The organism is Clostridium sp. SGI.024 (assembly GCF_050315195.1).
In the GTDB taxonomy this organism is placed as follows: Bacteria; Bacillota; Clostridia; order Clostridiales; family Clostridiaceae; genus Clostridium.
Map to the genome: position 1 here is coordinate 17,103 of NZ_JBNPON010000036.1, position 19,603 is coordinate 36,705.

General features: G+C 26.4%; 19 protein-coding genes and 1 riboswitch. Of the genes, 5 read left to right on the plus strand and 14 right to left on the minus strand.

Annotated elements, in window-relative coordinates; translation table 11 throughout:
- Nucleotides 1-39 precede the first annotated feature (39 nt).
- The 6 genes from ACQRD5_RS10795 to mgtA all read right to left on the minus strand — a co-directional run bounded on the left by ACQRD5_RS10795 (nucleotide 40) and on the right by mgtA (nucleotide 7,485).
- A complete protein-coding gene (locus ACQRD5_RS10795) occupies nucleotides 40-1,065 on the minus strand; it encodes a sensor histidine kinase (protein ID WP_320627429.1) in 1,026 nt (341 codons plus the stop codon).
- On the minus strand, nucleotides 1,062-1,736 hold the full coding sequence (locus ACQRD5_RS10800) for a response regulator transcription factor (protein WP_294170901.1): 675 nt from the start codon (nucleotides 1,734-1,736) through the stop codon (nucleotides 1,062-1,064). Before ACQRD5_RS10800 ends, ACQRD5_RS10795 begins: the two co-directional genes overlap by 4 nt.
- A gap of 161 nt (nucleotides 1,737-1,897) precedes the next feature.
- On the minus strand, nucleotides 1,898-2,725 hold the full coding sequence (locus tag ACQRD5_RS10805; protein WP_294188091.1) for an aldo/keto reductase: 828 nt from the start codon (nucleotides 2,723-2,725) through the stop codon (nucleotides 1,898-1,900).
- Nucleotides 2,726-2,990: 265 nt separating this feature from the next.
- Nucleotides 2,991-4,013, minus strand: a complete 1,023-nt coding sequence (locus ACQRD5_RS10810) for an ROK family transcriptional regulator (RefSeq protein ID WP_320902299.1) — start codon at nucleotides 4,011-4,013, stop codon at nucleotides 2,991-2,993.
- 2 nt (nucleotides 4,014-4,015) lie between these two features.
- On the minus strand, nucleotides 4,016-4,645 hold the full coding sequence (locus tag ACQRD5_RS10815; RefSeq protein WP_291628022.1) for an HAD family hydrolase: 630 nt from the start codon (nucleotides 4,643-4,645) through the stop codon (nucleotides 4,016-4,018).
- A gap of 149 nt (nucleotides 4,646-4,794) precedes the next feature.
- A complete protein-coding gene (gene mgtA / locus ACQRD5_RS10820) occupies nucleotides 4,795-7,485 on the minus strand; it encodes a magnesium-translocating P-type ATPase (RefSeq protein ID WP_291628023.1) in 2,691 nt (896 codons plus the stop codon).
- A 327-nt stretch (nucleotides 7,486-7,812) separates the two neighbouring features.
- Nucleotides 7,813-7,968, minus strand: a riboswitch (M-box (ykoK) riboswitch).
- A gap of 155 nt (nucleotides 7,969-8,123) precedes the next feature.
- Between mgtA and ACQRD5_RS10825 the strand changes: the two genes are divergently transcribed.
- From ACQRD5_RS10825 to ACQRD5_RS10835, 3 genes are all read left to right on the plus strand, one after another.
- Nucleotides 8,124-9,074, plus strand: a complete 951-nt coding sequence (locus ACQRD5_RS10825; RefSeq protein WP_291628024.1) for an alpha/beta hydrolase — start codon at nucleotides 8,124-8,126, stop codon at nucleotides 9,072-9,074.
- 94 nt (nucleotides 9,075-9,168) lie between these two features.
- The gene (locus tag ACQRD5_RS10830; protein ID WP_291628025.1) at nucleotides 9,169-9,483 is read left to right on the plus strand and encodes a hypothetical protein; all 315 of its coding nucleotides are present in this window, start codon (nucleotides 9,169-9,171) and stop codon (nucleotides 9,481-9,483) included.
- Between the two features lie 205 nt (nucleotides 9,484-9,688).
- Nucleotides 9,689-10,216 (plus strand): DUF2179 domain-containing protein, encoded by a 528-nt coding sequence (locus ACQRD5_RS10835; RefSeq protein WP_320901014.1) that lies wholly within the window; start codon nucleotides 9,689-9,691, stop codon nucleotides 10,214-10,216.
- Nucleotides 10,217-10,257: 41 nt separating this feature from the next.
- On the opposite strand, the gene ACQRD5_RS10840 is transcribed toward ACQRD5_RS10835, so the two are convergent.
- The 5 genes from ACQRD5_RS10840 to ACQRD5_RS10860 all read right to left on the minus strand — a co-directional run bounded on the left by ACQRD5_RS10840 (nucleotide 10,258) and on the right by ACQRD5_RS10860 (nucleotide 15,551).
- A complete protein-coding gene (locus ACQRD5_RS10840) occupies nucleotides 10,258-10,536 on the minus strand; it encodes a hypothetical protein (RefSeq protein WP_291628026.1) in 279 nt (92 codons plus the stop codon).
- Nucleotides 10,537-10,865: 329 nt separating this feature from the next.
- A complete protein-coding gene (locus ACQRD5_RS10845) occupies nucleotides 10,866-12,650 on the minus strand; it encodes an ABC transporter ATP-binding protein (protein WP_291628027.1) in 1,785 nt (594 codons plus the stop codon).
- A complete protein-coding gene (locus ACQRD5_RS10850; protein WP_320627434.1) occupies nucleotides 12,650-14,377 on the minus strand; it encodes an ABC transporter ATP-binding protein in 1,728 nt (575 codons plus the stop codon). The genes ACQRD5_RS10845 and ACQRD5_RS10850 overlap by 1 nt, the downstream gene beginning before the upstream one ends.
- A 149-nt stretch (nucleotides 14,378-14,526) precedes the next feature.
- Nucleotides 14,527-15,030: a GNAT family N-acetyltransferase gene (locus ACQRD5_RS10855; RefSeq protein WP_291628029.1), complete on the minus strand. Its 504-nt coding sequence runs from the start codon at nucleotides 15,028-15,030 to the stop codon at nucleotides 14,527-14,529.
- 59 nt (nucleotides 15,031-15,089) lie between these two features.
- Nucleotides 15,090-15,551: a YdeI/OmpD-associated family protein gene (locus tag ACQRD5_RS10860; protein ID WP_291628030.1), complete on the minus strand. Its 462-nt coding sequence runs from the start codon at nucleotides 15,549-15,551 to the stop codon at nucleotides 15,090-15,092.
- A 209-nt stretch (nucleotides 15,552-15,760) separates the two neighbouring features.
- Between ACQRD5_RS10860 and ACQRD5_RS10865 the strand changes: the two genes are divergently transcribed.
- Nucleotides 15,761-16,579 carry a choline/ethanolamine kinase family protein gene (locus ACQRD5_RS10865; RefSeq protein ID WP_291628031.1) on the plus strand — a complete coding sequence of 273 codons (819 nt, stop codon included), beginning with the start codon at nucleotides 15,761-15,763 and terminating at the stop codon, nucleotides 16,577-16,579.
- A gap of 38 nt (nucleotides 16,580-16,617) precedes the next feature.
- On the opposite strand, the gene ACQRD5_RS10870 is transcribed toward ACQRD5_RS10865, so the two are convergent.
- Nucleotides 16,618-17,328 carry a gamma-glutamyl-gamma-aminobutyrate hydrolase family protein gene (locus tag ACQRD5_RS10870; protein ID WP_291628032.1) on the minus strand — a complete coding sequence of 237 codons (711 nt, stop codon included), beginning with the start codon at nucleotides 17,326-17,328 and terminating at the stop codon, nucleotides 16,618-16,620.
- A 226-nt stretch (nucleotides 17,329-17,554) separates the two neighbouring features.
- Here ACQRD5_RS10870 and ACQRD5_RS10875 point away from each other — a divergent pair, with 226 nt between their 5' ends.
- Nucleotides 17,555-17,983, plus strand: coding sequence for a hypothetical protein (locus ACQRD5_RS10875; RefSeq protein WP_291628033.1), 429 nt, complete (start codon nucleotides 17,555-17,557; stop codon nucleotides 17,981-17,983).
- 144 nt (nucleotides 17,984-18,127) lie between these two features.
- Here ACQRD5_RS10875 and ACQRD5_RS10880 read toward each other — a convergent pair whose 3' ends face one another.
- Together ACQRD5_RS10880 and ACQRD5_RS10885 are read right to left on the minus strand one after the other, a co-directional pair.
- Nucleotides 18,128-18,979, minus strand: coding sequence for a DegV family protein (locus ACQRD5_RS10880; protein ID WP_291628034.1), 852 nt, complete (start codon nucleotides 18,977-18,979; stop codon nucleotides 18,128-18,130).
- 130 nt (nucleotides 18,980-19,109) lie between these two features.
- Entirely contained in the window at nucleotides 19,110-19,580 is a 471-nt protein-coding gene (locus ACQRD5_RS10885) for a L,D-transpeptidase (RefSeq protein WP_291628035.1), read from the minus strand.
- Nucleotides 19,581-19,603: the final 23 nt, after the last annotated feature.

Here is a 19,603-nt window from a genome sequence, read left to right on the forward strand (position 1 = left end):
TGGATTCCTTCACTTAACCTTACCTTTTTTATTCTAATGTTACATTTTAATAACATTTAAGTAATCAGATATTTTATAAAAGTATATATTAAACAAAGTATACTCACCCTTTATTGATTCAACATTAATTTCATGTTCCAATTTATTTAAAACCTTTTTAGTGAAGTAAAGGCCCATCCCAGTAGATTTATATACTTTATTTCTACCATTACTTCCTGTAAACCCTTTATTAAATATCCTATCTATATCTTCTTTTGCTATTCCTATACCATTATCCTTAATACATAACTTTATGTAATCTTTATTATCTTCTGCATAAAATTCCATCTTACCATTTTTCTTTGAATATTTTATAGCATTATTAATTAATTGATCTATAACATAAATAATCCATTTCCCATCACTATAAATGTTATAGTTTAAATTACTTGTAACTACTTCAATCTTATTTTTTATTAAGAAAAATGAATTGTTTCTTATGGATTTTTTAACTATATCGCCTAAGTTTTCTTCCTTAATAAATATATCTTCTGATGCAACTGTAGCCCTACTTCCATAAATAATTGAATTAACTAAAAAGTTAATTTTTTCAGTTTCATTTTTTATACTACTTGCTAAAGCATAATCCTCTATTTCTTCTGAAATTATATTAAGTGCTGTTATTGGTAATTTTATTTCATGAACCCATTTAGAAATATATTCTTCCATATCTCTTAATTTTTCTTCATATTCTTTCACTTTAAAATCATACTTATTATCCTTATTTTCTATAATCTTAAAAATTATTTCTTCTTCTAAATAACGTCCTTTAACATCATCTATTGAAATATCATTCTTATTTAAAATAGATTTATATATAGCATAATATTTCTTCTTCCAATAAAAAAAAGCAATGCATATCCAGCCTAAATATATAGTAATTAAAATAAAATCCAGGTAAATTAAATCACTAGTTCTACCATTAAATGAATTTATTGTAAGTAAATATATGTTTATTACTAATAATAAAGTAATTGAAAATATAATATTTATACTCTTTTCTTTTATAAATCTTATTAAATTCATTGAACCATATACCCTATTCCTTTCTTGGTCTTAATAAAATTACTTAATCCTAATTCATCTTTTAGTCTTGTTCTTAACCTAGTTACATTTACAGTTAATGTGTTATCACTTACAAATTCATCATCATTCCATAAGCTCATCATAATTTTATCTCTTGATACTACTTTCCCTTTATTTTTTATAAGTATAGATAATATTTTCATTTCATTTTTAGTTAAATCAATAACATTATCTTCATACTTAAATGTACATTTCTCCATATCTAATATAGTATCGTTATAATAAATAACAGAATCTGAAAAAGTATAGTCATAGCTTCTTCTTAGTATTGCATTTATCTTAGTTATTAAAATTTCTATTGAAAAAGGCTTGGTTATATAATCATCCCCACCATTATTTATTCCCATAATTAAATCCATATTAGAATCTCTAGAAGATAAAAATATTATTGGAACTTTAGATATTTCTCTAATTTTTTCGCACCAATAAAACCCATCATAATATGGTAAATTAACATCCATAATTATTAAACTTGGTTTCTTTTCAGTAAATTCTTTTACTATATTACTGAAATCATCTATTAACTCAACACTAAATCCCCATTTATTTAAAGATAAAGAAAGTCGATTAGATAAATCAATATCATCCTCAATTAATAAGATTTTTTTCATTATAATACCTCTCTATACTCTTTTACTAAATTATAACATTATAATACTTCATATAAAACATTATAAAAAAGGGGATAAATATCATATTCATTGCGGCCTCGTAAACTCTAAGTCGCCTTTATATGATATTTATCCCCTTCAAAACTGAAGGAAGGAATTTATTAGTACTTTAAATAACTTGTATTATCTGGTACTCCTGATACATTTTCATTTCTATCTAAAGTATCTATTTTTAACATATCCTCTATCGATATTTCAAAGTCAAATATATTAAAGTTTTCTTTAATCCTATCTTCATTGGATGATTTTGGTATTGGAATGATATCATTTTGTATATGCCATCTTAATGTAATTTGAGGAATTGTCTTATTATATTTCTTTGATAAATCTATCATTAAAGGTTCTGTTAAAACTCTTCCTCTCATTATAGGTCCCCAAGCTACTAATTGAATATTATTTCCTTGGCAATATTTCACCATTTCTTTTTGAGTACATCCTGGATGTATTTCAATTTGATTTATCATTGGCATTATTCTAGCAGTTTTCTTTAGGTCTTCTAAATGCCCTATTTTAAAGTTACATACTCCTATAGCCTTAACTTTACCTTCATAATAAAGATCTTCTAAAGCTCTCCAAGTCTCAGAATTCAATTCAGTTGGCCAATGAATATAATATAAATCTAGATATTCTACACCTAACTTTTTAATAGAATCATTAAAAGCTTTCATTGCCTTTTCATATCCATGACAGTCATTCCATAACTTAGTTGCTAAGAAAATATCTTCTCTTTTTACATTGCTTTCTTTAAGAGCTTTTCCTATAGCTTCTTCATTTCCATAAAAAGCTGCTGTATCAATATGTCTATATCCTACCGTCAATGCATAATTTACAGCATTAATAACTTGTTCATCATCACCTAATTTATAGGTTCCAAATCCTATAGAAGGTATTTTTAATCCATTTTCTAATTTTTTATAATCACTATTCACATTATCACTCCTTTTTTCTTACTTTTATTCCTCTTATAATATTATACAATAATAATTAAATCATCAGAATATTCACTTTCTAAATTACATAAATATCACTATAATCCTTAAACTTTCTCTTATTTATAATAAAAGTTTTATATTTATAGTAGTAAAGCTATGAACTATAATAATTATACTTCATAGCTTTAAAAATATATTAAATAGTACTTTGGTTACGCTAGCAATGCTATAACGCCCTTAATACTAATAATAACAAGAGAATTTAATTAACAATTAATTTAAATACTTTATTTACAAGACTTAATGACTTTTGTGTTATACCATCAATTGTATAAGTATTATTTTCTTCCCCAATAAGTATCTTAGTTTTTATACTAAATTCCTTATTATACTTTTCTATTATCGTATCCTTTAAATCATATCTAAAGTTACTTCCTCCTAAAACAACTACACTAGGGTTAATTATTGCAGATATTACTTTAATAGCATCTATAACTACACGACAATATTCAAGATCATCTAATTCACTAGAAATCTTTGTGTTAAAAAAAGAATCTCCCATGGGAATAAATCCAATTTCTCCTGCATACCCATTATCACCTTTAATAACTTCTCCATTTACTACTATTCCAGATCCTACCCCTAATGAAGTAAAACTTATATATACTAAACTCATTTTTCTATTATTATTCTTTTCAACATAATCATTATAAAAAGCTATTGCAGATGAGTTTATATCATTTTCTAATAATATAGGAATATTAAACTTTTCTTCAATTTGTTTTTTTATCTTTATTTCCTTCCAATCTTCCATTCTAATTCCAGATAAAAATCCATCATCAGTTACAACTCCTGGAACGCTAATTCCAATGCCTTCAATATTTTTATAAATACCCTCTAATGATTCAATTAATTCTATAACTACATTAACATCCTCTAGTGAAGTAATTCCTCTGCTATTTTCCTCAATTGTGTTCCCTAAAGTATTTACAACTCTATAATTTACATTATATTTTTCTATAGCCATAACAAGTAAAAATCTTTTATTTAAATTTATTTCATATCTACTCGCTCTTCTTCCACCAGTGGATTCATCAAGACCTAAAGATACTATTTCATCCATATCCATTAATTCCTTAAGAATAGCTCTTACAGTTGTGTGACTTAATCCTGTATCTTTAGATATTTCACTTCTTGTTGCATTCCCCCTGCTTCTTATTGAACTTATTATTAGTGAAGTATTTACATTTTTAAGTTCTGTTGGTTTTCCTATAATTTTATTCATTATTAGATACCAATCGCCTTTAAAATATCTATTGGCTTAAGAAATTCATAATCAGCCTTTATTCTATCTAAACTATCAGCTCCCCAAAGTGCTATTCCAAAATCCATTCCAGCTTCCTTAGTAGCTTTAAAATCAAATATTGTATCTCCTATATACATGCAATCCTTTGGATCAACTCCTACTATTTCAGTGAATTTTAATAATGGATCAGGATAAGGCTTATGTCTTTCTGTATCCTCTTCTAGAACTTTACATTGAATATATTTATCTAAACCTTTGCTTACAAAATCTATTTCATACTGATCTCTAGTTTTTGAACTTACAATTCCACAAATTATATTATTATCATTTAAAGATTTAAACACTTCCTCAAACCCATCATATAAAACTGCTCCCTCTTCAAATTCATTTACATATTTAACCCATTTACTATAAGACTTTTCTATATCTTTAAATCCTAGTTCTTCAAGAGTTCTTCTACCAGCATATGCTTTAAATTTTAATAATTTATCATATTCTATTTCTAATCCTAATTCCTCTTTAATCAATCTTTGCAAAGGAACAAAATTCATTCTTTCAGTATCTAGTACTGTACCATCTAAATCAAAAATTATACATTTATACTTTCCCATGTCTTATATACACACCTTTTAAAATACTTTTGAAAGTTTATTACAAAAGTATTTTACCACATATTAGAATTTTATTCAATACGAAATAACCTATGATATATATTAATATAAAAAGTCCTAACTATTTAAGCTAGGACTTTTCTAAAATCTTATAGTAATTCACCATATCTATTAATAAATTTCTTCTTTAAAACTACTATTAAAGACATATATAAAATTATAATTATGCTTAAACATATAAAATATACTAAAGGCATTGCTACCATTTCTAATGTTTTTCCAAAAGTAGTATAAGGTATAACTGTTCCTACTATTATTCCTAATGTAGTTAATGATGTTAGTTGCCATGATGCTCTACTATTAATAACTGGAGTTTCTTCAGTTCTAATCATATGAATTACAAGAGTTTGAGACCATAATGATTCAACAAACCAACCTGCATGGAATAGTCCTATAAATCCAAGTTGTTGTATTTCATTTAAGCTATGATATTGTCCTCCAAATACAAATGGACAAATAAAGAAATACATTAATATAAATGTTATAATATCAAATAATGAACTAGTAGGTCCCATCCAAAACATAAATTTACTAATAGAACTTGCATCCCAAGTACGTGGTTCTTTTAAATATTCTTCATCAACATTATCCCATGGAATTGTAATACATGAAAAATCATAAATTAAATTTAACATTAATAACTGAATTGGTAGCATTGGTATAAATGGTAGGAATATACTTGCTATTAATACAGACAATATATTTCCAAAGTTTGAGCTAGCTGTCATCTTAATATATTTAATTATATTTCCATAAATTTTTCTTCCTTCTATTACACCATATTCTAATACCATCAAATCTTTTTCTAGTAATATTATATTTGCTGATTCTTTTGCAATATCCACAGCAGTATCTACTGATATTCCAACATCGGCTTCATTCATTGCTGCTGCATCATTTATTCCATCTCCCATAAAGCCTACAGTATGTCCATTTGCTTTAAGGGCTGCAACAACTTTTGTTTTTTGATTAGGTGAAAGCTTAGCAAATACATTAGTTTCTTCAACAGCTTCTCTTAATAATTCATCATCCATCTCTTCTATATCTGAACCTAATAATAAATTATTAACTTTAATTCCAACTTGTTTACAAACAGCTGCTGTAACCTTATCATTATCTCCAGTTAAAATTTTTACATTAACACCATAATCATTTAATGCATTAATTGCACTAGAAGTACTTTCCTTTGGTGGATCTAGAAATGCTAATAATCCAATTAACACCATATCCTTTTCATCATTAATAGAAAGTTCATTAACTCTTGGTGGATTATTTTTTTGTGATATTCCTAAAATCCTCATGCCTTGTCCATTATAGTCTGAAACTCTACTTAAAATTTCTTTTCTAACTTCTTCTGTAATAGGTGTTATTTCCCCATAATATTCTACATGAGTAGATACTTCTAACATTTCTTCAATTGCACCTTTTGTAATAAGTTGAGTCTTTCCTTCTTTATTTTCAACTACAACACTCATACGACGGCGACTAAAATCAAAAGGAATTTCATCTACTTTCTTATAATCCCTCCAAAGTTCTATCATATTACTTTCATTAGCATGATTAATTATTGCAATATCCATTAAATTTTTAAGTCCAGTTTGATGATAGCTGTTAAGGAAAGCATGACGTAGAACTCTATTATCTTCTTTTCCATGAACATTTAATGAATATTCCAAAACTACTTTATCTTGAGTAATAGTTCCAGTTTTATCTGTGCAAAGAACATCCATAGCTCCAAAGTTTTGTATTGCACTTAAATCTTTAACTATTACTTTTTTCTTAGACATAGAAACTGCACCTTTAGCAAGGTTAGCTGATACTATCATAGGTAACATTTCTGGGGTTAGTCCTACTGCTACTGATACTGCAAATAGAAATGCTTCCATCCAGTCTCCCTTAGTAAATCCATTCATAAATAGTACTATTGGAACCATAACTAACATAAGTCTAATTAATACCAAGGATACTGAATTTACCCCTTTTTCAAAGCTAGTATCTTCTTTTTTACCTGATAAATCCTTTGCTATAGAACCAAATATTGTATCATCACCAACATTAATTGCTATTGCTATAGCTGAACCGCTAATAACATTGCTCCCCATAAATGCTAAGTTTTCTAAATCTAGTGGATTCTTACAATCAGTTAATAATGAATCTGATATCTTTTCAACAGGTTCACTTTCACCTGTAAGTGATGATTGGCTTATAAATAAGTCTCTAGCCTTTAATATTCTAACATCAGATGGTATCATGTCTCCTGCTGCAAGATGAATTATATCTCCAACTACTATCTCATTTATTGGAATTTCTTTTACACCTTCAATCTTTCTAGCTACACTAATTGTAGTTTCCACCATTTCCCCTAGTTTTTCAGCAGCTTTATTGGATTTTGTTTCTTGCACAAAACGTAAAATTCCACTAATTAAAACCATTGAAGTAACTATAATAACTGAAGTTCCATCTTTTTTACTTGGTTCTGCCATTATAATGTCTGTTACAAAAGATATTATAGCTAATATTAATAAAATTATTGTAAAGGGATTTATAAAGGCTTCTACTAATCTCTTTATTATAGAATCGCCTTTTTTATGAGTAATTTCATTTTTCCCGTACTCTTCCCTCATTAACTCTACTTTACTTTCTTCATAACCTTGATAGCTTGTATCATACTTCTTTAAAATATCTTTTTCTTTTAGTTTTGATGCTACTATCAAGTTATTAGCTAATCCATTCTTTCTTACTTCCTCTGTAATTACTCTTTTAAATAATCTCTTTTTCATAGTCTTACCTCCTATTTTTTTAATAAATCTAGATGTAAGACATAGATCCAAAAGAAGTATTATAATAAATATTTAATTTTAACTTGTAAGAGGAATAGAATCCTCTCTAATAAATAATCTTATAATTTGCCCTAAAGGATCTATAATCTTACTACTGGCTTCATCCATTCCTCTTCACCTCCTAAAATTAAACTTTATAAAATGGATGTAGAAAAAATAAAAAAACCTTACCACAGATATATGGTAAGGTGAGTAAACTTATAAGTATATTATATTAAAATAATATAAATAATAAAGTTTGCACAAAATATAAAGTAAATTAATTTACTTTATTATCGTTCAAGCTTCAGTATCACAAGGCAATGAAATTGCATTAGTCTATGCCTTGGTTTCGACATAAACTGCTGACCTTCTCATAGTGTCTCCACTATTTTGCGGCAGCAACCCGTATCCTTGTGGTAACCTCACCTACCGATTTTTTATTTTCCATTACATTTACATCTTATTCATTATATCAAAAATTGTCAACCCTTTTAAAATTTATTTCTCAAGATTGTTATATCTATTTAAAAATGTTAAAATAATCCTTAATAATAACTTTATTTATAATATATTATTCTAATTTGAGGTGATACTATATGAATAAGAAAAAAGCTGTATTAATATCTACAGGTGTTTTGGGAGTGCTATCTGCTGGTGCATTAAGCCTAATCGGGAATTATTTTTATAATTTAGCATTAAACCCTAAAAGTTCAAAGGAAGTTATTTTTGGTACTCCAGAAGAGGCAAGTTCAACTAGTGGAGAGGTAGTAAATGAAACAATACAGTGGTTATTGAATATCTCAAATTATTCTGATGTTTATATTGAATCTTTTGATAAACTAAAACTTCATGGATATATGATATTAAATGAAAATTCAACTGATAATTGGGTAATTACAGTTCATGGATATACTGGTAAAGGACTTCAAATGAGTAGTTATGCTAAAAAGTTTTACGATATGGGATATAACATACTAATTCCAGATTTACGAGGACATGGCGAAAGTGAAGGAAATTACATTGGAATGGGCTGGTATGATAGACTTGATATTTTAAAATGGATAAATTTAATTATTGAAGGAAATGAAAATTCTAAAATAATCCTTCATGGTATTTCTATGGGAGCTGCAACAGTATCTATGGTTTCTGGTGAAGTACTTCCTAATAATGTAAAAGCTATAATAGCTGATTGTGGTTATACATCTGTTTGGGAACAATTTTCTCATCAACTAAAGGCTATATATTCATTACCTAACTTTCCTGTAATGAATGCTTCTTCCTTAATTGCAAGATTTAAGACTGGATATGGTCTAAAAGAAGCTTCTGCTTTAAAGCAAGTTAAGAAATCTAAAACTCCTATATTATTTATACATGGAGATAAAGATGATTTTGTTCCTTATAGAATGATGGATGAACTATATAATGCAGCTAATTGTGAAAAAGAAAAATTAACAATACACGGGGCTGGACATGCTAAGTCATCAAAAGTAGACCCTGATTTATATTGGTCAACTATAGAAAACTTTATAAATAAATACATCAGTTAAAGTAAGAAGTAAAAGTGAAGAGTTTTGATAAATTAATATCTTTTATTCATAAAATGTATTATAATTAATAAAAATATATTTTTAGGAGGTATTTATGGAAACTTATGCTATAACTTTTTATTTGAATGAAGATAGTCATACATGTGGATGTGAAGAACATGACCATGATCATGAGCATCATCACCATCATCGAGATGACTACGATATAGTAGGAACTATAAAATCTCTTGGAGCATGGGCTAATTTTATGCCTGATAGTTATTTAGTTAAAACTACCTCTTCTGCAAAAGAAATTGCTGAAAAGATACAAGCTTTCTTAGAAACTGGTGATTTGCTTTTTGTAACTAAGGTTGATAAAGAGAATGTAGCCTCATTAACTCCTGGAGTTGTTGATTGGATTAACTCTTAATTCAAAGAAATATTTATTTTAGAAGAGTATAGCTGTTAATATTGCTATACTTTTTTATATTAATCTAAGTAGAATTATTATAAAAAATTATTCAAAATTTTTCATTATATAACTTATCCCCTAAAATTCTATTCCTTACTTTGTATAGTTAAATTTTCCTTATATGAAAACTTAAATAAATTAACTTATAATAAGTAAAAAAGGAGTGATTTTTTTTGTAGATGCATTAGTTATATTTTTATTACAATTAGTTTATGTTCCACTTCTAACTTTAAGAACTACCTTTGTGGTTAAAGGTAAAAAATTTCAAGCATCACTATTTGCTTTTTTAGAAGCAATTATTTACATAGTAAGCTTAGGTATAGTATTTTCTGACTTAAAGAACTTTTTAAATATAGGTGCTTATATACTTGGTTATGGAATAGTAGTATATGTTGGTGGAAGAATTGAAGAGAAACTAGCAATTGGATATAGATCTATTCACGTTAATTTAATACGAAATAATGAAGAACTTGTTAATAAGCTAAGAGAATTAAAATTTGGTGTAACAAGCTATGAAGGTGAAGGCATAAATAAGGAAAAAAGATATAAACTTGAAATAGTTTCTCATAGAAGTAGAGAAACTGAAGTTATTTCTTTAATTCAATCTTTTGAAAAAAATGCTTTTATTGTTTCTTATGAACCTACTCAATTTAAAGGTGGTTATATTACAAAACAACTAAAAAAATTTTAATAATCAAAAGAGTCATAAATAATATCATTTTATGACTCTTTTTAAAGTTCTAAATTATCTCGGCTTATTATTACTGCAATAAAAGCAAATAATGTAGCTAAAAATGATTTATAGCTAGATATTACTTCTTTATTATTAAAATCATTTTTATGTTTACACTTATTCTCTTGTAATATAGTATAGTTTAAAATTAAAAACATTCCTGTTGTAATTAAAAACATAGTATTGGTTATTATGGGAAATTTAGTTGTATCTATAAAATTTTCTTTACAATTTGTATTAAATAATTCATCTAATATTTGTGCTTTTAAACTATGCACATAATACAAATTTAAAATTGTTGCAATAACTATTATAGTTACTAAATCTATGCTTAAATTTATAGTCCCTAGTTCCTCAAATAGCTCTTGTCTATTAGGTGTTTCAGTGGTAGCACCCTCTTCTACTTCTTCTATAATAGGTTCTCTTTCTCTTTTTGATGTTGTCTTTGAATCTTTCTTTTTTTCTATTCTTCTTCCACCGAAAACATCTGCTGCTCCTCTTCCCTTTTTTTTCTATATTTCTTCTTATACAATAATACCCCACCTTAAAGACATAACTATATTATAAGCTATGCACTTCTTATTGGTGAGGTACTATTTTAGTATATTTAATTTACTTCTGTCTTATCAGCAAATTGGCTATTATAAAGATTTTCATAAAATCCACCTTGCTTCATTAGCTCTTCATGTGTTCCTTGCTCTATTATATTTCCATCATTTATTACTAAAATTAAATCCGCACTTCTTATAGTTGAAAGCCTATGAGCAATTACAAAACTTGTTCTATTTTTCATAATATTCCTCATTGCTTTTTGAAGTAATAATTCTAATCTTGTATCTACAGAGCTTGTTGCTTCATCAAGAATTAATATAGCTGGGTCTTTAAGAATAGCCCTAGCAATAGTTAAAAGTTGTTTTTCACCTTGAGATATATTAGAAGCTTCTTCATTTAAGAACATATTATATCCATCTGGTAGAGTTTTTATAAAGTGATGTACATTTGCAATTTTTGCAGCTTCAATTATTTCTTCTTTAGTTGCTCCAAATCTACCATATTCTATATTATCATAGATAGTTCCATTAAATAGCCAAGTATCTTGAAGAACCATACCAAACATTTCTCTTAGATCTTCACGTTTCATATCTCTTATATCAACTCCATCAATCTTAATGGATCCACCTTTAATCTCGTAAAATCTCATTAAAAGATTAATTAGAGTTGTTTTTCCAGCTCCAGTAGGTCCAACAATAGCTACCATTTGACCACTTTTCACTTCAGCACTTAAATCTTCTATAAGTATCTTATCATCACTATATCCAAACCTTACATGCTCAAAACTTACATTTCCCTTAGGATTTTCAATTTTTATAGCATTATCTGAATCTCTTATTTCTTCTTCTTCATCTAAAAATTCAAAAACTCTATGCACTGCTGCAAAAGCTGATTGTATTGCAGATGATAATTGAGTTACTTGAGATAATGGTTGATTTATTTGCCATATATAACGTATAAAAGCTTGTAAATTCCCTACAGTAATTCCTCCAGAAATTGCTGTTATGGCACCTGTTATACCTACAAGAGCTATTCCTAAATAACTAACAAGACTTACTAAAGGCGACATAATACTTGATATAAATTGAGCTCTAAACCCCATTGAACGTAGTTCTTCATTAGCTTCCATAAAGTCCTTTAAGGCATCTTTTTCTTTACCATATAGTTTTATCTCATTAAATCCTGTATACAATTCTTGTACTCTTCCATTAAGCTTACCTAAAGCCTCTTGTTGCTTGTTAAATAAATTTTGTGATTTATTAACTATTATTTTTGTTATTATTAAACTTAAAGGAATAATTAAAGTAGCTAAAAGTGCTAACTTTATATTAATTGAATACATCATTATAAGTGCTAATCCTATTGATAAAATAGCATTTATTACTTGAACAAAACTTTGTTGCAATGCATTTGATATTGTATCAACATCATTAGTAATCCTACTTAGTACATCTCCATAACTATGAGAATCAAAATATCTTATAGGAAGTTTACTTATTTTACTTTTAACTGCCTTTCTAATATCCATCATAGTATTTTGAATAGCATTTGTTAATAAAAAGCTTGCTATAAAAGTAGAACCTGCACTACTTAAATATACAAAAAACAATATAATTAGAACTTTTACAATATAATTAAAATTAACAGAAGCTCCTGTAACACCTTTTATAATTTCTGAGAAATCTTTAGTTAATCTTGTAATTATTAAACCTTCTGTTCTTGGTGCAATTGCTGTAAATACTGCTGCTGAAATTATAAACAATATTGCTCCAAAGAAAGACCACTTATATTTACTAACAAAAGGAGAAATCTTTTTTACTACTACTTTAAATTTATTCATTATGCTAACTCCTCCTCTGTAAGTTGTGATGCAGCTATTTCATGGTATATATCACAAGTTTTTAAAAGTTCCTTATGCTTTCCAATACCAACTACTTCTCCTTCATTTAAAACTATAATTTTATCTGCATCCATAATTGATCCTATTCTTTGAGCTACTATTAATACAATTGAATCCTTTGTTTCAGCCTTAAGTCTTTTTCTTAATATAGCATCAGTTTTAAAATCAAGAGCTGAAAAGCTATCATCAAATATGTATATTTCTGGTTTTCTAACAATTGCTCTAGCAATAGATAATCTTTGCTTTTGTCCTCCAGATACATTAGACCCACCTTCACTAATTTCCTCTTCAAATTTTTTTGGCTTACGTGAAATAAAATCATAAGCTTGAGCAACCTTAGCTGAATACTCTACTTCTCCAGTTTTTGCATTTTTCTTACCAAATCTTATATTACTTGCTATACTTCCTGTAAATAAAAGTGTCTTTTGAGGAATAAAGCCTATCTTTTTACGCAATGCACTTAAATCATAATCCCTTACATCAACACCATCTATTCTTATGCTACCTTCCGTAACATCATAAAATCTTGGTATTAAATTTATTAATGTACTTTTCCCACTACCAGTACTTCCTATAAAAGCAATAGTTTCACCTTTTTTACCTTTAAAAGAAATATTCTTAAGTACAGCTTCTTCTCCATTAGGATAAGTAAAGGATACATTATCAAATTCAATTATTCCTTTAATATCTGTTTCTTTAACTCCATTATGAGGACTTTTAATTATTGGATCCTCATTTAAAATTTCAGTAATTCTATTTGCTGAAACTTGTGCTCTTGGATACATTACAAATACCATAGAGAATAACATTATGGAAAACATGGCGTGGAAAAGATATTCAATAAATGCAACTAATTGACCAACTTGAAGTGATCCAACATTTATCATTTTACTTGATACCCAGAATATAACTATAATAGCTATATTAAGTAAAAAGAAAAACATTGGCTGTGAAATTGCCATAAGCTTGTTTAACTTTTTTGATACCTCTGCATAAAGTTCGTTAGTTTCTTCAAACCTTTCATCTTCATGTTTATCATTACCAAAAGCCCTTATTACCCTTATACCTGTTAAATTTTCTCTTGATATTCTATTTAGCTTATCTAATCTCTTTTGTAATGTTTCAGATAAAGGTTCAGAAGTCCTTGCTATTATAAATACACCTATTATTATAATTGGTATTACTGCTGCTAAAATTAGTGATAATGATGAACTAGTTCTTAGTATCATTATTAAACTAACAAAAAACATTACAGGTGTAAGTAATGCTGTTCTTAGTAGTGTATTTGTAAATTGTAATATTACAAAGGCATCATTAGTAGTTCTAGTTATCATTGAAGATACCCCAAACTTATCATATTCTGTATGGGAAAACTCTTGAGCCTTTTTAAAAATATCATTTCTCATATCTCTAGTAATTCCTGTTGATATCTTTGAAGAACAATATCCAAGAAGTATGGTTCCAAGAACTCCTATTATTGAAATAATTACTATTATTATCCCCATTCTTTTTATGTAATTAATATCATTATTGATTATTCCAATATCTATTACCTTTGCCATAATGGTTGGTATTCCAAGTTCTACTAAAGCAAAACCAAATACCGATATAATATTTAAGGCAAGTATGAATTTATAATTCTTAATATATTTTAGTATTAATTTCATTACTGCTATTTACTTCCTTTCTTAAAGTTTTAGACATAAATAAAAATGAAACACTCGCTAAATATTAGTATTTCATCTTTTTATAATATCCATTCTAATTTTCACAATATTTTATCATAAATAGAGATAAAATTCCATAATATTAAACATTAAAATTCCTTTTCAAAAGCTATTCTTTTACTTCCATCAACTAAATAAATTATTCCACAATAATTAAAATTATTCTTTTTTAATAATCCTTGCATAGCTTTATTATCTTCATGAGTATCAATTTTTATATTTTTTATGCCTCTAGATAAACATATTTCCTCTGTCTTTTTAAGTATCTCAGTCCCAATATTTTTTATTCCTTCTACTTTTGAAATAGCTATTCTATGAATAACGGCATAAGGACCATTGGATATCCATTTGCCTTCATAAATCTTGTCATAAGTTATTTCTCTATTAAAAGAAAGTGCTGTAGTTCCTATAATCTCTTCATCATATACTAATACGTAACTTTCATTTTTTTCAATATCTCTTAATATAACTTCTTCATTTGGGTATCCTTTTTGCCACTGATCAATACCATTTCTTTTTAGCTTATCCTTAGCCTCATTTATAATCTTCATTACACTATTTATATCTTTTTTATTTGTTTTTCTTAAAATCATACTACTCTACTCCATAAAATATAATTTATAGATTTTAATATTAATCTTTTATTTATAAGTTATATTTTAATATTATTTTCTAATTTCTCTATAGCCTCTTCCATTCTTTTTATTTTTGTCTCCTCTTTTTTAGCTGAAGTTATCCATTGAAAATACTTTCTTTGTTGAGAGTAAAATAGACTTTCATAAAATTTATATGCATTATTATTCTGAATAAGTTTTTCTTTAAACTCTTTTGGTAATTCTATTATTCTCTCTTCTTCATCTTTTTCTAATTCAACCCTTACAATATCACCATATGTTTTTCCAATTCTATTTCTTATCTCTTTAGTAATTCCAAGCATGTAACATGGTAATCCCATTTTTACTACTGAACCTCTATATTCTACACCATCGAATTTTGCTTTTATTTTAACTCTTTTCGCTCCAAATTCTTTTTCAACATCTATAGGAACCTCTATATAAGTTGCATCCTTTCCGTCTAACTTCTTTATTTCTGCTTCAAATTTATAGTTTTTCATATATTTCTCCTATTTTTATGTTTTAATTTGTAATTATAATTTTAATACATATTCTAATTATTCGTAAAATACAAATATATATTAATTTAAATTATTTATCAATAGTAAAATTCATTAATATAAAAACTTATTCACTTTTTAGTAAATCCATATAAATTAACATTCTCTATCTGATATAATAATTAATAAATATTTTTATAGGAGATTTTATGAATACACTTGTTACTAATAATATTTCTATATCCAAACTTGGTGGATTAAACAATTCCAATTATCTTATTAGATTTTCAAATTCAAAATTTGTATTAAGAATTCCTAGTAAAGATAATAATAATAATAATAATTTTCATTATGAAAGTGAAATATTAAAAATTATTAAGCCATTTAATATTTCCCCAGAAATTGTTTTTCATGATAAAGAAAGTGGAATTTTATTAAGTAAATATATTAAAAGCCAAAAATTTAATATAAATTTTTATAATTCAGATATTTTTATTAATAAATTAGTTACTACATTAAAAAAACTACATATATTGCAGTGTAGTAATTCTTTTAACCCTTTTAAAGAAATTTATAATAATATAAATATTTTACATAGTTTAAATTATGAATTTAATCATGACATAAATTTTTTAGTTAATAAGTTAAAAGAATTAGAAAAAGATTTATCTAAAAATATACATTATGGACTATGCCATAATGACTTAAATACTTCTAATATTTTATATTCTAATGACTCTATTTATTTCATAGATTTTGAATTTGCAGGCATGGGAGATGTTTTTTTTGATTTAGCCACAATATCATGGTTTTTAGAAGATGAATTAAAAGATGAGTTAATAAAGAGCTACTTTGGATATATTAATGTAAATCTTAAGAATAAGCTTAAAAAGTATTTATTTGTAGTAAAACTTTGGAACGCTACTTGGAGCTTTATAAAATCAGTAAATAATACTACAGATTACGACTATAGACTAGGTGGCAATATGATATTAGATGATTTGATGAACAATAGCAAAAAGTATTGATTAAACACAACCAATACTTTTTATTTTTTTCTATAAATTTATTTACAACTATCTATAAAAGCTTTAAAAATTGAAAATTGATTTTCAAAATCCTTATATAATAGTTCAGGATGCCATTGAACTCCTAATACGAATCTTTTGTTTTTTAAATAAATTCCCTCTATAAGTCCATCCTCACTTATAGCTGCTTCTTCAACAATTGGTGATAATTTTTTTACAGCTTGATGATGCATACTATTAACCATTATCTCACTTGCCTTTATAATTTCAAATAATAAAGACTCCTCTTTTATCTTAACTTTATGAATTGGTTTATTATATGGCTTATCTTGTCTATGAATACTATCCTTTCCATTATTCTTTTCAATACTTATATCTTGATAAAGTTTCCCTCCTAAATGTGAATTTAATAGCTGAAAGCCTCTACAAATAGCTAAAATAGACTTATCTACTTTTAGAATTTCAGAAAGTAAAATTTCTTCCATTGTATCTCTTTCGTGATTTATATATCCACACTGCTTAGCTTTTTCTTCATTATAAATTTTAGGATTTATATCTTGCCCACCAGTTAATAAAAATCCATCATAAATACTTACTAAATTTTTTATATCCTCTTCATTATCTATTAATGGTAAAATCACTGGTATCCCACCTGCTTCTGTTATAGCATCTAAATATGATGGTAGCATCCAAATACTATCTTTTTCATCATCAAATAATGCAGTAACAGCTATAATTGGTTTCTTCATAAAAATCTCTCCCTTTGTATAATTTAATTTATTACATTAATATGAATTAATTATATGAAAATTTCTATATAATAAAAGAGAATCTTAATTGATCCTCATTGATAACTATTTGTATTTTTAATATATATTTTAACATTTTACAATATCTATTTGAATCTTAAATATAACAACAATATAATTTTTTTCATATAATATTTTGAAGCATTAGAAGGAGTTATATTGTATATTGGACAACGAAGAATTTAAAGAATACATGGAAGAATATATAAGAAAATTAGATTTTGAAACTCAAAGGTTAGAAATTTTAGGTACTTCTTTAAATGCGCTTGGATACTTAATAATCTGCTATGGTGCCAAGATAGATATTTATGACATTATTACTAATAATGAAGTAGATATAAATTCTGCTGAAGTTACTTTATTTGGTCAGATTATAATAGTAATAGGTTATTCAATTCTATGGGTGGTCTCTATAAGAAGAGTATATTCTAGAAAGCTAAGAAATGAATATTTAGATGAAAAGAACTATATTCCAGCATACACAAAGCTTGAATTTTCTTATATTCTAAGTGTATTTTCAAACTTATTACGACTAGAGGCTTTTTATGAGATTTTAATGAATCGTGAATTAAACACAGAAGATAATGAAGAATAAAATTTAGTACAATGTAAAGTGTAATTTTTTTATTTAATTTTACATTGTACAAAAGTTCTATTTTCTATATTTATTTATAACAAACTACTTTTCTATAAAAAAACACAGTAGTTACTTTAAACACTGTTCTTTTTTTACTAATATTTATTTTAACTCTTCATGTTTTTTTATTATTTGTATTGAAATACAGCTTGGACCACCTTGAGTAATAAAAGCAGGTTCTAATTCTTTTATTTCTATGTCAGCATCTTTTATAAATTCAGAAACTATGCCTTTTCCTTCTATTGCTAGTTCTAAATTATCTGCATGTGATATATAAAATTTATAATCGGAATCTATATTATTTTCAACTAAATATTCCATTATCTTTTTTACTGCCTTTTTGAAAGAACGTTTAGTAGAAAATTTAACTAGAGATTTAGAATCTTCTGCAAGAGCCATAATAGGAACTAATTTTACTACACTTCCTATTTTACCTACTATTGAAGATATTCTTCCACCTCTTACTAAGAAGTCAAAATCATGAGGTATTAAAAATGATTTAGACGTTTCTATAGTTTTATTAATTTCATTTATTATGCTTTCCTTATTATATCCCTTCTCTACAAGTCTAACAGCTAAGTCTACTAGGTATCTTTGAGGACCACATAAAGTTTTAGAATTAATTACATCTATTCTCTCTGGATTAATTGCCATATTTTTAGCCATACATGCTGAATTATATGTTCCAGATAATCCATCCGCCATTGAAATATTTATTATCTCATCTTCTGGATACTTGTTATATAAATCTAAAACATATCCAATAGGAGGTTGTGAAGATTTAGGAATATGTCCTTCATTAATTAATTCCAGAAATTCTTTTGAATTAATTTCTTCATTCTCCATATAAGCTTTATCATTGATAGTAACAACTAATGGTGCAATATCTACACTATTTGCTTGTCCTTCTTTAACTGAATAAAGTGTTGAAGAGTCTGATAAAATTCTGATCATCTTTTATCTCCAATTTCATATAAAATATTTTAAAAATCTACTTTTTTCTACATATTCAGATTATCATGACAATATATTAGTGTCAATGGAATTTGTAAACATTTAATAGAAATTGTATTATTATAAGAGTTTAACTAATATATACTTTTGTCCCTTCTGGTACATTATCATAAATCCACTTTGCATTTATCTTTTCTAATCTTACACATCCATCTGATAATGCCATTCCCAGCCTTCCATCTCTTACACTTCCATCTAAATTATATATTATAGAATGGAATAAATAATTCCCCTTAAATTGTGTATAATACCAACACTTATATCCCTTTTCTACACCAAAATATAGTCCCTTAATTCCCACTGAAAAAGTCCCCTTAGGGGTAGGAGTAGACTTTTTCCCTATTGTACAAAGATAGCTATGCACCATCCTCCAATTATTATTTGAACCAGTAAAAATATTAACCTTAAAATTTTTTAAATCCACCCAAATAAAATACTTAGTATTACTTGAAAATCCACTAGAATTTACAAATTCAGTTGAATTTTCAATATATCCTCCTTCACCTCTAAATAATGAAATAACTTTATCTATAATATTCATATTTTAACCTCTTTATAATTACT

What these genes read in the sequence shown, in the direction of transcription:
- ACQRD5_RS10795 (WP_320627429.1), bottom strand. Translation starts at nt 1,065, where the DNA reads ATGAATTTAATAAGATTTATAAAAGAAAAGAGTATAAATATTATATTT.
- ACQRD5_RS10800 (WP_294170901.1), bottom strand. Translation starts at nt 1,736, where the DNA reads ATGAAAAAAATCTTATTAATTGAGGATGATATTGATTTATCTAATCGA.
- ACQRD5_RS10810 (WP_320902299.1), bottom strand. Translation starts at nt 4,013, where the DNA reads ATGAATAAAATTATAGGAAAACCAACAGAACTTAAAAATGTAAATACT.
- ACQRD5_RS10815 (WP_291628022.1), bottom strand. Translation starts at nt 4,645, where the DNA reads ATGGGAAAGTATAAATGTATAATTTTTGATTTAGATGGTACAGTACTA.
- mgtA (WP_291628023.1), bottom strand. Translation starts at nt 7,485, where the DNA reads ATGAAAAAGAGATTATTTAAAAGAGTAATTACAGAGGAAGTAAGAAAG.
- ACQRD5_RS10825 (WP_291628024.1), top strand. Translation starts at nt 8,124, where the DNA reads ATGAATAAGAAAAAAGCTGTATTAATATCTACAGGTGTTTTGGGAGTG.
- ACQRD5_RS10830 (WP_291628025.1), top strand. Translation starts at nt 9,169, where the DNA reads ATGGAAACTTATGCTATAACTTTTTATTTGAATGAAGATAGTCATACA.
- ACQRD5_RS10845 (WP_291628027.1), bottom strand. Translation starts at nt 12,650, where the DNA reads ATGAATAAATTTAAAGTAGTAGTAAAAAAGATTTCTCCTTTTGTTAGT.
- ACQRD5_RS10850 (WP_320627434.1), bottom strand. Translation starts at nt 14,377, where the DNA reads ATGAAATTAATACTAAAATATATTAAGAATTATAAATTCATACTTGCC.
- ACQRD5_RS10855 (WP_291628029.1), bottom strand. Translation starts at nt 15,030, where the DNA reads ATGATTTTAAGAAAAACAAATAAAAAAGATATAAATAGTGTAATGAAG.
- ACQRD5_RS10860 (WP_291628030.1), bottom strand. Translation starts at nt 15,551, where the DNA reads ATGAAAAACTATAAATTTGAAGCAGAAATAAAGAAGTTAGACGGAAAG.
- ACQRD5_RS10865 (WP_291628031.1), top strand. Translation starts at nt 15,761, where the DNA reads ATGAATACACTTGTTACTAATAATATTTCTATATCCAAACTTGGTGGA.
- ACQRD5_RS10870 (WP_291628032.1), bottom strand. Translation starts at nt 17,328, where the DNA reads ATGAAGAAACCAATTATAGCTGTTACTGCATTATTTGATGATGAAAAA.
- ACQRD5_RS10880 (WP_291628034.1), bottom strand. Translation starts at nt 18,979, where the DNA reads ATGATCAGAATTTTATCAGACTCTTCAACACTTTATTCAGTTAAAGAA.
- ACQRD5_RS10885 (WP_291628035.1), bottom strand. Translation starts at nt 19,580, where the DNA reads ATGAATATTATAGATAAAGTTATTTCATTATTTAGAGGTGAAGGAGGA.